This is a genomic window from Rhodanobacter sp. UC4448_H15, assembly GCF_052978265.1.
In genome coordinates this window covers 515,717-529,043 of sequence record NZ_CM129665.1, presented here as the reverse complement: position 1 = coordinate 529,043, position 13,327 = coordinate 515,717, and the positions used below count along the sequence as shown (strand labels likewise).

12 protein-coding genes are annotated in these 13,327 nt (G+C 68.4%); 5 read left to right on the top strand and 7 right to left on the bottom strand.

What is annotated here, in order from left to right:
* Positions 1-9: 9 nt before the first annotated feature.
* From ACVCMI_RS02275 to ACVCMI_RS02265, 3 genes are all read right to left on the bottom strand, one after another.
* Positions 10-537, bottom strand: coding sequence for an acyloxyacyl hydrolase (locus ACVCMI_RS02275; RefSeq protein ID WP_447097598.1), 528 nt, complete (start codon positions 535-537; stop codon positions 10-12).
* A 163-nt stretch (positions 538-700) separates the two neighbouring features.
* Complete coding sequence (locus ACVCMI_RS02270) at positions 701-2,170, bottom strand: M16 family metallopeptidase (protein WP_447097599.1); 1,470 nt, start codon at positions 2,168-2,170, stop codon at positions 701-703.
* A complete protein-coding gene (locus ACVCMI_RS02265; RefSeq protein WP_447097600.1) occupies positions 2,167-3,558 on the bottom strand; it encodes a M16 family metallopeptidase in 1,392 nt (463 codons plus the stop codon). The genes ACVCMI_RS02270 and ACVCMI_RS02265 overlap by 4 nt, the downstream gene beginning before the upstream one ends.
* Positions 3,559-3,704: 146 nt before the next feature.
* On the opposite strand from ACVCMI_RS02265, the gene ACVCMI_RS02260 reads away from it, so the two are divergent.
* The 3 genes from ACVCMI_RS02260 (at position 3,705) to ACVCMI_RS02250 (ending at position 7,724) form a co-directional block, all read left to right on the top strand.
* Entirely contained in the window at positions 3,705-4,310 is a 606-nt protein-coding gene (locus tag ACVCMI_RS02260; protein WP_447099499.1) for a DUF2239 family protein, read from the top strand.
* Positions 4,311-4,372: 62 nt separating this feature from the next.
* Positions 4,373-5,662, top strand: a complete 1,290-nt coding sequence (locus tag ACVCMI_RS02255; RefSeq protein WP_447097601.1) for an MFS transporter — start codon at positions 4,373-4,375, stop codon at positions 5,660-5,662.
* A gap of 88 nt (positions 5,663-5,750) precedes the next feature.
* On the top strand, positions 5,751-7,724 hold the full coding sequence (locus ACVCMI_RS02250; RefSeq protein WP_447097602.1) for an alpha/beta fold hydrolase: 1,974 nt from the start codon (positions 5,751-5,753) through the stop codon (positions 7,722-7,724).
* An 82-nt stretch (positions 7,725-7,806) separates the two neighbouring features.
* Here ACVCMI_RS02250 and ACVCMI_RS02245 read toward each other — a convergent pair whose 3' ends face one another.
* Genes ACVCMI_RS02245 through ACVCMI_RS02235 form a run of 3 tightly spaced genes read right to left on the bottom strand, consistent with a single transcriptional unit; the run spans position 7,807 to position 8,911 of the window.
* The gene (locus ACVCMI_RS02245) at positions 7,807-8,022 is read right to left on the bottom strand and encodes a hypothetical protein (protein ID WP_395120883.1); all 216 of its coding nucleotides are present in this window, start codon (positions 8,020-8,022) and stop codon (positions 7,807-7,809) included.
* Positions 8,019-8,438 carry a VOC family protein gene (locus tag ACVCMI_RS02240; RefSeq protein ID WP_447097603.1) on the bottom strand — a complete coding sequence of 140 codons (420 nt, stop codon included), beginning with the start codon at positions 8,436-8,438 and terminating at the stop codon, positions 8,019-8,021. Before ACVCMI_RS02240 ends, ACVCMI_RS02245 begins: the two co-directional genes overlap by 4 nt.
* Positions 8,435-8,911: a helix-turn-helix transcriptional regulator gene (locus tag ACVCMI_RS02235; RefSeq protein ID WP_447099500.1), complete on the bottom strand. Its 477-nt coding sequence runs from the start codon at positions 8,909-8,911 to the stop codon at positions 8,435-8,437. Before ACVCMI_RS02235 ends, ACVCMI_RS02240 begins: the two co-directional genes overlap by 4 nt.
* A 324-nt stretch (positions 8,912-9,235) precedes the next feature.
* Between ACVCMI_RS02235 and ACVCMI_RS02230 the strand changes: the two genes are divergently transcribed.
* A complete protein-coding gene (locus ACVCMI_RS02230) occupies positions 9,236-9,583 on the top strand; it encodes a hypothetical protein (RefSeq protein ID WP_447097604.1) in 348 nt (115 codons plus the stop codon).
* Between the two features lie 85 nt (positions 9,584-9,668).
* Positions 9,669-9,995 carry a nucleotide pyrophosphohydrolase gene (locus ACVCMI_RS02225; protein WP_395120879.1) on the top strand — a complete coding sequence of 109 codons (327 nt, stop codon included), beginning with the start codon at positions 9,669-9,671 and terminating at the stop codon, positions 9,993-9,995.
* A 122-nt stretch (positions 9,996-10,117) separates the two neighbouring features.
* On the opposite strand, the gene ACVCMI_RS02220 is transcribed toward ACVCMI_RS02225, so the two are convergent.
* A complete protein-coding gene (locus tag ACVCMI_RS02220) occupies positions 10,118-13,285 on the bottom strand; it encodes an efflux RND transporter permease subunit (protein ID WP_447097605.1) in 3,168 nt (1,055 codons plus the stop codon).
* Positions 13,286-13,327: the final 42 nt, after the last annotated feature.

Below are 13,327 nucleotides of genomic sequence, written 5' to 3'. Positions count from 1 at the left end.
GGCGATCGGTCAGAGATCGAAGCCGATGCCCACCAGCGCCATGGTCTCGCCGCGGTTGGGCTGATGCAGGCGAGCGTTGGAAACGTGCCGGATCTGGAAGCTGAAGCGACGCCCCTGCCAGCCGAGCGTGGTGACGAACTCGTACGGACTGCTCAGCGCCTGCGTGCGTGCGGTGTTGAATGCCGGCTGGAAACTGGCGAACCAGTGGCCCGGCGCACCATCGGCCGTGCGGTACTGAAGGCGCGCACCGGCGGCCAGCAGCCAGGCTTGCTCCCGGGTGGGGTAGCGATTGTCGCGAAAGCGTGCGATGTCGCGGCCATCGATCCAGCCCAGCGAGACGTCGGGTGCCAGGCTCCAGCGGCTGTCGCCGATCGCATGGTCGTCGAACACCGCTTCGACGAACAGCGCGGGAGTGCCATGCCCATCCATGTAGCTGCGCCCGCCCTGCACCTGCAGATGGACCGATTGCGCCAGCAGCGGCAGCGGAGACGACGCCAGCGCCAGCAGCAGCAGGCGGGCGGAAAACGGGACGTGCATGGCAACCTCGGACGGGGCGGAATTTTAGTGAACTTGATGGTTCACTAAATAACGTCGAACCGAAGTGAAACCAAGGGGTGGCGAAGAATGATTGCCGCGATGCCCCGCGGCCACGGGATGCCCCTGCCGTTGCAGGGGTTCCCGTGCGCGTTCCGCCGGAACTTCAGCGACCGGCCGGCGCCTGCAGGCTGGGGCTGTCCAGGTCCAGCGCGGTGGATTGCAGCAGCACCGCCTGCGGATGATCCTTGCGGATCGCCGCGCCGAACTGCGCGGCATCGCCCACCACCACCACGTGCAGGTCGTCGGCCGCCAGGTGCTTGCGGGCGTATTTCTCGATCTGCTTCGGCGTGACCGCCTGCACCTCGGTGACGTACTTGCCGATGCTGTCGAGCGGCACGCCGTAGATCGCCAGTTCGGCGACCTCGCCGGCCAGCCCCGCGGTGGTCTCCAGGCTGCGGCCGTAAGCGCCGATCAGGGTGGCCTTGCGCGCAGCGAGTTCATCGGCATCCACGCGGCTGTCGCCCAGCTGCTTGAACTGGCCCAGCATCAGCTCGACCACCTGCGGCGCGGACGGGTTCTTGGTTTGCGCCGAGGCCAGCCAGACGCCGCCATCGCCCAGCCCCTGCAGCCGGCTGCCGGCGCCGTAGGAGAGGCCGCGCTTGATGCGGATTTCCTCGTTGAGGCGTGCCGAGTACGAACCGCCCAGCACCGCGTTGGTCACGCTGCCGACGTAGTAGCTGTCGTCGCGGCGCGGCGGCGCGGCGTGCGCGGCGACCACGCCGGCCTGGCCGGCACCGTGCTGGTCGATCAGCAGGATCGGCGGCAGCTGGCTGGCAGCGCTGCCGGCCGGGCGCGGCGGCAGCGGCGTGGCCGGCTTGGCCCAGTCGCCGAAGCTGGCCTGCGCCAGCTGCAAGGCCTGCGCGGGAGTGATGTCGCCGGCGAGGATCAGGATCGCGTTGTCCGGCCGGTACAGCGCGTCGTGCAGGCGTTGCACGTCGGCGCGGGTGATGCGCTTGAGCGAGTCGGGCGTGCCGTGGCGCGAATGGCCATAGGCGCCTTCGCCGAACACGCCGCGGTTGGCCGCCAGCGCGGCCAGCGCGGTGGGCTGGCTCAGCTGCAGGCGCAGGTCGTCGATCGCCTGGCTGCGGGCGCGCTGCACCTCGGTCTCGGCGAAATCCGGCTGGCGCACCACTTCGGCCAGCAGGCCCAGCGCCTGCGGCAGTTTCGGCGTGGTCACGGTGATGCCGATGGCGCTCTCGTCCCAGCCTGCGGAAGCATCCAGCGAGCCGCCCAGCGCCTCGGCGGCGGCAGCGATCTGCGGTGCGCTCCTGCCCGCCGCGCCCTTGCTCAGCAGGTTGGCGGTGAGGTCGGCCAGGCCGGCCAGCTGCGGCGGATCCATCTCGCCGCCGCGACGCACCCACAGCTGCGCGGTGACCAGCGGCAGGTTGGCGCGGCGCACGCTGATGACCTCCAGGCCGTTGGGCAGGGTCTGCGTGGTCGGCGTGGGCACGTTCAGCTGCGGCGCCGGACCGGGCGCCGGCGGCGTGGTCGGGAAATCGGCCGCGGTGGCGATGCCGGTGCTCAGCGCGACGGCCGTAAAGACGGCCAGACGGAAACGATGGACGCGGATCATTTCGCATCTCCCTTGGCGTTGGCCGGCGCGGCCTTGGCCTGCGGCAGGTAGTCGATGGTGACCTTCTTGGCGCCGGTGACGTACTTCTGCAGCACGCGGTGCACGTCATCCGCGCTGACCTTCTGCAACGCCACCAGGTCGTCGTTGACGTGCTGCACGTTGCCGTCGATCAGGCTGGCCTGGCCGAGCGCGAAGGCGATGCCCTGCGCGGTCTGGCGCTGTTTCAGTTCGCTGGTGAGCAGTTGCGTCTTGACCTTGTCCAGCTCGGCGTCGGCGATCGGCTGGGTCGCCAGCCAGACTATTTCCTCGTTCAGCAGTTTCTCCGCCTGGGCCGGTTCATGGCCGCTGGCGAGCACCGCGTAGACGGTGAACAGGCCCGGGCCCACGCGGGTGTCGGCAAACGCGCCGATCTCCTGCGCGACCTGGTGGCGATACACCAGCGACTGGTACAGCCGCGAGGAATCGCCCTGCGACAGCAGCGCCGCGGCCACCTGCAGCGGGATGCGGTCGGCGCTGTCCGCTGCCGGCGGGATCAGCCAGGTCATCGCCACGGCCGGCAGCGGCGCGGTCTCGCTGGTGACGGTGTAGCGCTTGTCCTGCTTGCGCACCGGCTCCTTCGCGGTGACCTGCGGGATCGGCGTGGCCGGTTTGGGGATCCAGCCGAAGTATTCATCGACCCAGGCGTCGAGCTGCTTCGGGTCGAAGTCGCCGGCCACGATCAGGGTGGCGTTGTCCGGGCGGTAGTAGGTGCGATGGAAGTCGATCACGTTCTGCAGCGAGGCCGCCTCCAGCTCCTCGATGCTGCCGATCACCGGACGCCGGTACGGATGCACCGTGTACGACTTCGGGTCGATCGCGTTGAACAGCTTGCCGTACGGGTTGGCCAGCACGCTCTGGCGGTATTCCTCCTCCACCACCGCGCGCTCGGAGGTGAAGTTCTTCTGGTCCACGTTGAGGTTGGACAGCCGCTCGGCCTCGGCCCACAGCAGGGTCTGCAGGTGGTTGCTGGGCACGATCTCGAAATAGTTGGTGACGTCGTCGCCGGTGGAGGCATTGTTGGCGCCGCCGACGTCCTCGGTGAGCCGGTCCATCTGCTCGGCGTGCATGTGCTTCGTGCTCTTGAACATCAGGTGCTCGAACAGGTGCGCGAAGCCGGAGCGCCCCTGCGGGTCGTCCTTGGAGCCGACGTGGTACCAGACCTGCACCGCCACGTTGGGGCTGGCGTGATCCTCCACGCTGAGCACCTGCAGCCCGTTGGGCAGGGTGCGCTGGTGATACTGGATCGGCGGGATGGCGAGATCCGACGCCTGCGCGGGGTGCGGAATCGCGGTGGCGGCGAGCAGGCCGAGTGAAACCATCAAGCTGGCCGAACGCAGGCGCTTGGTCATCCGTAGTCCTTGCGGGTGGAAAGCGTCAACAATAGCAAGCCCGGCGATCCGCCGGGCAACCCGCGGACGGGCATTTGTACCCGGGTACTATTGACATGGATTTCAACCCGGATAGAATGCGCCCATCAATTTATCCGGGTAAAACAATGTCGCCGTCTCAAACCGTCGCCTGCATAGCCTTCGATGGCAAAAAGCGAATCGCGCATGGCGCGTTGCCCGACGTCGCGCGCGCCGCGAAACAGGCGCTGGACGCGGGCGCCAGCGGCCCCTTGCTGGTGTTCGACGAGCGCGACAGTCGTCAGCTCGAGATCGATTTTCGTGGCAGCGTGGATGACGTGTTGTCCCGGCTCGCACCGCACGCCACGTCGGCGTCGCCCGCCGAGCCAGTCACTCGCGGGCCCGGCCGCCCGAAGCTCGGCGTGGTGCCGCGCGAAGTCACCTTGTTGCCACGACACTGGACCTGGCTGGGTCAGCAACCCGGTGGGGCCTCGGCAGTGTTGCGGCGTCTGGTCGAGCAGTCCATCCGTCATGGCGGTGCGAAAGAGCGTGCGCGCCAGGCGATGGAATCGGTCGACCGCTTCATGCAGGTCATGGCCGGCGACGAACCGGGTTACGAGGAAGCCTCGCGCTCCTTCTATCGTGGTGACCGTGAGCGTTTCGGCTCACTGACTGCCCGCTGGCCGGCTGATGTGCGCGCACACCTGCGGCAGCTGGCTGCGGTCGCCTGGGACGAGCGCGCCGACGCCGGCTGAGCCGAGCGGCGGCCCATTTCAGTCTCGTCCCACTCAATCATCCCCGACCTGCGAACCCACTGATGGCCACCGCCCGCCGCGACTCCGTCTTCTCCAACCACAACTTCCGCCTGCTGTTCGGCGGCAGCACGATCTCGATGCTGGGCGACCAGTTCACCCTGGTGGCGCTGCCGTGGCTGGTGCTGAAACTCACCGGCAACCCGGCCGCGCTGGGGCTGGTGCTGGCGGCGATGGCACTGCCGCGTGCGCTGTTCATGCTGATCGGCGGCGCGGTGGTGGACCGGCTGTCGCCGCGCCGCGTGCTGCTCGCCGCGCGCGGGGCGAACGCGCTGCTGGTGGCGCTGCTGGCCGCGCTGGTGCTGCTGGGCGACATCCGCATGTGGCTGGTGTACCTGATCGCGCTGGGCATCGGCCTGTCCACCGCGTTCGCCTACCCGGCCGGCTCGGCAATCCTGCCGCAACTGGTGCGCAAGGATCAGCTGCAACCGGCCAATGCGCTGGTGATGGGCATGCGCCAGCTCAGCATGTTCGTCGGTCCGGCGCTGGCCGGCGTGGTGATCAGCGCGGGCGCGCACGGCGCACAGCCGCAGGCGCTGCAGGATGCGGAGGGACTGGGCCTGGCATTCACCATCGACGCGATCAGCTTCGCCTTCTCGCTGGCGTCGCTGCTGCTGATCCGCGTGTCCGCCGACTTCGATCCGAAACCCGCCGCGGGCGGCGTGCTGGCCAACGTGGCCAGCGGCGTGCGGATGATCTGGGCCGACCTGCCGCTGCGCGCATTCATGCTCTACGCGGCGGTGGTCTCGGTGTTCGTCGGCGGTCCGCTGCAGGTGGGCCTGCCGGTGCTGGCCGATACGCGGATGGATCTGGGCGCCGCCTCGCTCGGCATCCTGATGACCGCCAACGGCGGCGGCATGCTGCTGGGCAGTTTCCTTTCCGGCCCGGCCAGCCGCATCGTGCGCGGCCGCCTCGGCCTGATGGTGCTGACCATCGACAGCCTCGCCGGCCTGGCCCTGGCCACGCTGGCGCTGGTGCATGCGACGGTCACCGGCGCGGTGCTGCTGGCCGCCACCGGCGTGCTCGCCGGCATCGCGCAGATCGCCATCGTCAGCTGGATCCAGCGTCGCGTGGCGCCGGAAATGATGGGCCGCGCCATGAGCGTGCTGATGTTCACCTTCATGGGCCTGGGGCCGATCTCGGCCGCGATCGCCGGCAGCCTGCTCAGGCTGATCCCGCTCACCGGCCTGTTCGCCGGCGCCGGCTTGCTGCTCACCGCGATCGCCCTGGGCTGCATGCGCAGCCCGGCGCTGCGCAGCATCGGGGCAGCGCCGGCGGCGACGGCGGCGTCCTGATCCTGCCGCCGCGCACTTTGCATTAGAGTCGGATGGCCGGATGGCCGCGGAGCGCGGCCGCGCACATCGCAAAACAGGGGAAATCGCCATGGATACTCGACGCTGGTTGGTCGCGCTGGTGCTGCTGTGCGCCACGTTCCTGCACGCCGAACCGGTACCGCTTGCCGATCTCGCACGGCACATGCAATACGAAGCCGTGAAGATTTCGCCTGACGGCAAGTACCTTGCCACCACCGCCCTGGTGGATGGCCACAGTCTGCTGGCGCTGATTCGCCTGGCCGACAAGAAGGGGCAGCTGATCCGCCAGCGCAACGAAGACGCGGTGACGGACTTCTGGTGGATCTCTCCCACCCGCGTGGTGTACACGGTGGGGACACGGCTGGGTGGCTACGACCGCCCGTTGCCCACCGGCGAGTTGTATGCGGTCAATGCCGATGGAACAGGCTCGACCATGCTGTACGGCTTTCGCAAGGACGGCATGACCACCGGTACGCTGGTCAAGCAGGTGGTGAGCGAACGCGGCTCGGCGGAGTTCATCGGCACCATTGCCGGCGATCCGAAACATATCCTGGTCGCTACCCGGCTGTGGGACGCCAACGGCAAGCACGGGGTGTTTGCCACCGCCTCCCGCATGGACGTGCGCACCGGCAAGTTGCGGGAAATCACCACCGCGCCGATGCGCGACGCATTTTTCGTCGGCGACCATCAGGGCCGGATCCGGTTTGCCTGGGGCGAGGACGAGCAGGGCGACGTCCGGGTGTTCCAGCTGCCGCTCGGGGGCGGCGACTGGAAGCCCATGCCCGAACTGGGCGCCAGCCATTCCGTGCCGATCGCCTTCGACCGTGATGACAGCGGGGCGTACTTCAGCTGCCCGGTCCCCAGCGGCGGTTTCGGCATCTGCCGCTGGAGCGAAGACAAGCCCACGCTGCAGGAGGTGTGGAGCAATCCCACTGTGGAATCGGACGGCCTGCTGCAGGGGCTGGCCGAAGACGACATCGCCGGCGTCGCCTACATGGATGGCCGCGCCGGCATCGCGCCATTCGACATGCAGTCGCCGGCGGCACGCATGCTGGTGGCGCTGATGAAGCAGTTCCCGGGCGAAAGCGTACGCTTCGTCTCCGGCACCAGCGATGGCAGCCTGAGCGTGGTGCTGGTGGAGGCCGACGCCGATCCGGGCACGTTCTACCTGTTCGACGCCAAGGCCGCAAGGCTGACGCCGCTGCTCAAGCGCGCGCCGTGGATCAATCCGCAGTCGATGGCGACCAAGCAGCCGTTCGAGTTCGCCGCGCGGGACGGCATGAAGCTGCAGGGCTACCTGAGCTACCCGCCGGGCCATGAGCAGGACAAGCACCTGCCCACGGTGGTGATGGTCCATGGCGGCCCGTTCTCCGTGCGCGACCGCTGGGAGTACGACGCCGACGTGCAGGCGCTGGCGACGCGCGGCTACGTCGTGGTGCAGGTCAATTTCCGCGGCTCGGGCGGCTACGGCTACGCGTTCGAGCAGGCCGGCTGGCGCGAGTGGGGCGGCAAGATGCAGGACGACGTCACTGACGCCACGCGCTGGGCCATCGCCCAGGGCATCGCCGACCCGCAGCGCCTGTGCATCTACGGCGCCAGCTACGGCGGCTATGCCGCGCTGGAAGGCGCGGTGAAGGAGCCGGACCTCTACCAGTGCGCGATCGGCTACGTCGGCATCTACGACCTGCCCCTGATGTACCGGCGCGGCGACATTCCCGAAACGGTCAGCGGCGAGAATTACCTGAAGCGCCAGCTGGGCGACGACTTGGCGCAACTGGCGCAGCGCTCGCCGATCAACCAGCTCGATGCGCTCAAGGCGCGGGTGATGCTGGTGGTCGGCGGCCAGGACCGGCGCGTGCCGCCGATCCAGGGCACGAACCTGCACGAGGCGCTGCTCAAGCGCCACGTGCCGCACGTCTGGCTGGAAAAGCCCGGCGAGATGCACGGCTTCTACGACGAGGCCAATGTCGCCGAGCTGTACGGGAAGATGCTCGACTTCATCGGTTCGAGCATCGGACCCGGCGTCACGGCAGGCGGCAAGTAGGCGCGCGGCACTCGATTCGCTGTTCGCCACTCGAACCGCAGTTGCCGATGGCGGGGACCGGGAACGCGCCGCGCCCGCGGCCTCAGGCCCTGCGGCGCGCTGCCGCGGCGTACGGCAGCGCGAACAGGTACAGGCCGCTGAACAACTGCGCGAACAGCGGCGGCAGCGGCGCATAGGTCAGCCATGCCGGCGGTTCGTGCGGGCTCATCCCGCGCCAGGCGAAGTTCGCGATCACGGTCAGGGTGAACACGATCGACAGCCAGCGGTGGCTCTGGCGGATCCACTGGCTCGCGCTCATGCCGCGCCCTTCGCCCTGGCCTCGATCATCTTCCAGCCATTGCCGGAGGGATCGCGGAAGCCTGCATCCACGGTGCCGTAGCGGCGCATCGGCTCCTGCGTGAACTCCACGCCCAGCGTTTGCAGCCGCTCGAAAGCGGCCTGGCAATCGTCCACCGCCAACACCAACGGCGGCATCGCACCCTTGGCCACCATCTCGCAGAGCGTCTGCGCAGTCGCCGCGTCGTGGACCGGCGGTCCCGGCCTGAACAGACCGAGCTGGAACGAGGGCTGCTCCGGATGCTGCACGGTGAGCCAGCGATAGTCGCCGTTGCGCGCATCGGCACTGACGACAAAGCCCAGCTTTCCGACATAGAAGGCGAGCGCTTCATCCTGGTCGCGGACATAGAGTCCGGCTACATCGACACCTTGAGTCATGGGACCTCCGTGGATTGGAGTGCCTTTTTACCGGGGGCCGCACGGCGGCGCTTCTCCGAAACTGCGCTCCTGAGGTCGGGCCGGTGCGCGGCGCGCACGAAGCATTCCGGAACATGTCCGTGTCCATGCCCGATCGCGCGCTGGCGCGCGCGGAATTCGCCCGGACTCTCGCCGGTGATGTCGCGGAAGATCCGCCCGAACGTGCCGATGCTGTTCCAACCGGTCCGCAGCGCGATCTCGGTGACCGGCAGATCGCCATCGCGCAGCAGCGCCGTGGCGCGTTCGATCCGGCGCGTGAGCAGATAGCGATGCGGCGGCACGCCGAACGCCTCTCGGAAGGCGCGCGCGAAGTGCGCCGCCGACACCGCACTCACCTGCGCCAGCCGCCGGACCGGCCACTCCTCGTGGGAGGCCGCGTCCATCCGGTCCTTCGCGCGCAGCAGGCGGCGCAACAATTCGGGATTCTGGCCCATCGGCTTCGTGCCCTGCGTGACGCCCATGCACCGGCCTTGCGAAGCGGGCGGAAAGGTGAATGACTAAACCGGACAGTGCGGCGGAATCCTGCGGCACGTGGCAGCTAGGCTATCGCACACCGCAAGAAGTGTTCGAGCGATTGCTCAAACGCGCTGCACTTGGGAGTTGAATCCGCCGCTGACCCCCAAGCTTCTCAGGCCTCGCGACACGGCAAGCGCGTCTCGCCATGTTCTCCAGTCGGTCCTTGTTCCGGGCACTCGACGCCACGTATCGTCGTCTCGGGCGTGGCACCATTGCCCATGGGGCATCCAGGGAGAAGTGCCGTGAGCAAGCGAAATACATGGATCTCGGGGTTGGTGGTCATCGGGCTGGCGCTTGTTGTTGGCGGCTGCACCTCCACCATTTCGTTCCGCGCCGATCCCGTGGGGAACAATGAAACACGGCTCACCTGCACCCAGTCGTCCAGCGGAGTGTGTGCGTTCAACATCTTCGTCGACGGCACGCCAACCGGCCGCGCGAGGGAAGTGCCCGAGGGTTACGCCGTGGACGTCGGTGCGCCGCCGTCGGGTGCCGATGTGCGTGGCTGCGTGGCAAACAAGACGCTTCCGTCTTGCAGTACGGTCCATATTGCCGACGGCACAGCTGCAACCACGGATGCGAAGGGCGGCTAGTGGCTAGTGCGGCCCACCGCCATTTGCCCTGCGCACCAGCGAGCCCGCGCGGTACTGCTCGATGCTGTCTTCACCTGGAGTCCCCATGAACTTTTCCGATCTGGAAAAATCCGCGCTGCGGCTCAACGACCTCTACGAGCAGCTGGAAACCAGGATGTACGGACGCGCCTGGACCACGCAGGAGCTGGCGCTGGGTTTCATGGGCGACGTCGGCGACCTGGCGAAGCTGATCCAGGCGAACGCGGGGGTCCGCAAGATCGACGACTGCAAGGCGAAGCTTGGCCACGAGTTGTCGGACTGCCTGTGGTCGATCATCGTGCTGGCGGACAAGTGCGGGATCGACCTGGAAGCGGAGTACTGCAGGAACACGAGGGAGCTGATCGATCACGTCGCCGGCGAACTGCGCACATGACGACCGCCCGGGCCCGCGCCTGGAGCACGATTCCGTGACGCAGCCACCCCGCAGAAACCGAACGCCGTAGCGGCGCGCGCAGCGGGAGCCGCGCGAATGCTCGATCGCCCGGTCCACGGCGGTCAGGCCGCGGGCTGCGGACGCGCCAACGCCTTCAACCGCTTCTTCTCCGCCTTGCGCTCCTTGCGCGCCGCCTTGCGGATCTTGCGGTCGTGATTCCACAGGTAGATGGCCGGGGTGCTGAGCAGGGTCAGCAGCTGCGAGACGAGCAGGCCGCCGACGATGGCGATGCCCAGCGGCTGGCGCATTTCGGAGCCGATGCCGAAGCCGATCGCCAGCGGCATCGCCGCGCCCATCGCCACCAGGGTGGTCATGGTGATCGGGCGGAAGCGGACCAGTGCGGCTTCGCGGATGGCATCGGGCGCGGACATGCCGTGCTCGCGCTCGCGCACCAGGGCGAAGTCGACCATCAGGATCGCGTTTTTCTTGACGATGCCGATCAGCATCAGGATCGCGATGATCGCCATCAGCGACAGCTGCGTCTGCGTGACCAGCATCGCCAGGAACGCGCCGGCGCCGGCGGCGGGCAGGGTGGAGAGGATGGTCAGCGGGTGGCCCAGGCTTTCGTAGAGGATGCCCAGCACGATGTACATGGCCAGGATCGAGCCGAGCAGCAGCACCATGCCGTTCGATTGCGCCTGCTTGAGGCGCTGGTTGGCGCCGGTGTATTCCACCTTGACGCCATCCGGCAGGTGCAGCGCGAAGGCGGCCTGGTCGACCAGCGCCACGCCGCGATCCTGGGTGACGTCCTTGGCCAGGTTGTAGCTGATGGTCACCGCCTGCAGCTGGTTGTGGTGGCGCACGCGCAGCGGGCTGATCGCCGGCTCCATGGTGGCCAGCGCGGAAAGCGGAATCATCTTGCCCTGCTCGCTGCGCACGCGGATGTTCAGCAGCGACTGCGGGCTCAGGTTCTCGTTCGGGCTGGCGTTGAGCACCACCGCGTACTGGTTGACGTCGGAGTAGATCTGCGACACCTGGCGCTGGCCGAACGCGCTGAACAGCGCGGTGTCGATGGCGCCCACGCTGACGTGCAGCCGCGCGGCGGCCTCGCGGTCGATGCGCAGCTGCTGCTGCTTGCCGACCTGGTCGAACGGGCTGCTGACGTCGCGGAACTCCTTCAGCGTGCGCAACTGGCGCACCATCTTCAACGCCCATGGCTGCAGGTCGCTGCCCTGGGTGCTGGTGAGCTGGAACTCGTACTGGCCGCCGCGGTCGCCGCTGCCGCCGCCGCCGAGGAATTGCGAGGCGCTGACCGACACCTTGACGTCGGGCAGGCGGTCGTACTGTTTCGACAGGCGCTCGATCACCGCCTTGATGCCTTCATCGCGCTCGCCCGGGCCATCGCCGCGCGGCTTGAGGTCGACGAACATCTGCGCGCTGTTGCCTACCGCGCCGCCGGCACCGTTGCCGCCGAGCAGGGTCAGCTGGTCGAGCACGGCCGGGTCGGCCTGCATGATCTTCTGCACCTGCCGCGCGCGCTCGGCCAGCACGGTGGGCGAGATGTTGGCGTCGGCGTCGATCTCCACCTGCAGCTGGCCGGTGTCCTCGTCGGGCATGAAGGTGCCGCCGGCGGTCTTCACCACCGCCGCGCCCAGCGCGAAGGTGAGGATCAGCAGCAGCAGCGGCTGCCAGCGCATCAGCCGGCGATGGCGCATGGCCCAGTCCAGCGCGCTTTCGTACATCCGCAGCAGGCCGCGATCGAAACGCTCCACTGCCCGCTCGATGCGCCCCGGCGGGGGCGCCGGCACCGGCTCGTGCTTGAGCAGGTGGCCGCACAGCGCAGGCGTGAGGGTGAGCGAGACGATCGCCGAGATCACCACCGCGGCGGTGAGCGTCACCGAGAACTCGCGCAGCAGCATGATCAGCATGTTGTTGCCGAACAGCAGCGGCGCGAACACCGCCACCAGCGACAGCGTGATCGAGACCACGGTGAAACCGATCTCGCGCACGCCGGTCAGCGCCGCCGGCAGCGGTGCCATGCCCTGCTCCATGTGCCGCACGATGTTCTCGATCACCACGATCGCGTCGTCGACGACGAAGCCGATGCACAGCACCAGCGCCACCAGCGACAGGGTGTTCAGGGTGTAGCCGAGCATCCACATCACCACGAACGCGCCGGCCAGCGACAGCGGCACGCTGAGCATGGCGATCAGGGTCGGCCGCAGCCGGCGCAGGAACACCAGCATCACCAGCGCCACCATCGCGATCGAGATCAGCAGCGCGACCTTCACCTCGTGCAGCGCCGACTGCGTGGTCTGGGTGAGGTCGAACACCGGCTGCATGTTGACGTCAGAGGGCAGCGAGGCGGCCAGTTGCGGCAGACGCGCGCGGATCGCCGCCACCGTGGCCACCGCGTTCGCCTCCGGCCGCTTGGTGATCTGCAGGCCGACCGTGCGCGCGCCGTTGAACCACGCCGCCTGGTATTGATCCTGCTGGCCGGAGTAGACATGCGCCACGTCGGACAGCCGCACCGGCGCGCCGTTGCGCTCGGCGATCAGCAGGTCGGCGAACTGGGCCGGCTCGCGCAGGCCGTCGTTGGCGCTCACCGTCATCTGCGTGCGACCGTCGCTGATGATGCCCTGCGGCGAGTTGACGTTGGCTGCGCGCAACGCGTTGGCGACGTCGTTGGCGGTGAGGTCCTTGGCGGCCAGCGCTCGGTTGTCCAGGTCGATGCGCACCGCGTGCGGGGTGCCGCCGAACACCTGCACCTGGGCCACGCCGTCGATCTGCGCGACGGCGGGTTTCAGCAAGGTGTCGGCCAGGTCGAACAGCTTGTCCTGCGGCATGCCCTCGGAGGTCAGGGTGATGAAGAGGATCGGGATCTGCGAGGTATCGAACTTGAAGTACTGCGGGGGCGAAGGCATGCCCGCGGGCAGGTCGGCCGCCGCGGCATTCAGCGCCGCCTGCACGTCCCGCGCTGCGCTGTCGGCGGTGCGGCTGAAGTTGAAGCGCACGCCGATCCCCACCGCGCCTTCGTTGGCGTTGCCGTACATGTCGTCGATGCCGGGGATCTGGCCAAGATGGCGTTCCAGCGGCGCCATCACCGTGTTGGCCATGGTCTGCGCGCTGGCGCCGGGCATGTTCGCCACCACGTAGACACCGGGGAAGTCCAGCGAGGGCAGCGCCGCCACGCCGAGCAGCAGGTAAGCCCACAGCCCGGCCAGCACCAGGCCGACGGCAAGCAGCGAGGTGCCGGCCGGGCGGCGGATCAACGGGGCGAATATGTTCACGCGAGTACCCACGGCAGCAGGTCGGCGCGGCGCAAGGCGCAC

What these genes read in the sequence shown, in the direction of transcription:
- ACVCMI_RS02275 (WP_447097598.1), bottom strand. Translation starts at nt 537, where the DNA reads ATGCACGTCCCGTTTTCCGCCCGCCTGCTGCTGCTGGCGCTGGCGTCG.
- ACVCMI_RS02270 (WP_447097599.1), bottom strand. Translation starts at nt 2,170, where the DNA reads ATGATCCGCGTCCATCGTTTCCGTCTGGCCGTCTTTACGGCCGTCGCG.
- ACVCMI_RS02265 (WP_447097600.1), bottom strand. Translation starts at nt 3,558, where the DNA reads ATGACCAAGCGCCTGCGTTCGGCCAGCTTGATGGTTTCACTCGGCCTG.
- ACVCMI_RS02260 (WP_447099499.1), top strand. Translation starts at nt 3,705, where the DNA reads ATGTCGCCGTCTCAAACCGTCGCCTGCATAGCCTTCGATGGCAAAAAG.
- ACVCMI_RS02255 (WP_447097601.1), top strand. Translation starts at nt 4,373, where the DNA reads ATGGCCACCGCCCGCCGCGACTCCGTCTTCTCCAACCACAACTTCCGC.
- ACVCMI_RS02250 (WP_447097602.1), top strand. Translation starts at nt 5,751, where the DNA reads ATGGATACTCGACGCTGGTTGGTCGCGCTGGTGCTGCTGTGCGCCACG.
- ACVCMI_RS02245 (WP_395120883.1), bottom strand. Translation starts at nt 8,022, where the DNA reads ATGAGCGCGAGCCAGTGGATCCGCCAGAGCCACCGCTGGCTGTCGATC.
- ACVCMI_RS02240 (WP_447097603.1), bottom strand. Translation starts at nt 8,438, where the DNA reads ATGACTCAAGGTGTCGATGTAGCCGGACTCTATGTCCGCGACCAGGAT.
- ACVCMI_RS02235 (WP_447099500.1), bottom strand. Translation starts at nt 8,911, where the DNA reads ATGGGCCAGAATCCCGAATTGTTGCGCCGCCTGCTGCGCGCGAAGGAC.
- ACVCMI_RS02225 (WP_395120879.1), top strand. Translation starts at nt 9,669, where the DNA reads ATGAACTTTTCCGATCTGGAAAAATCCGCGCTGCGGCTCAACGACCTC.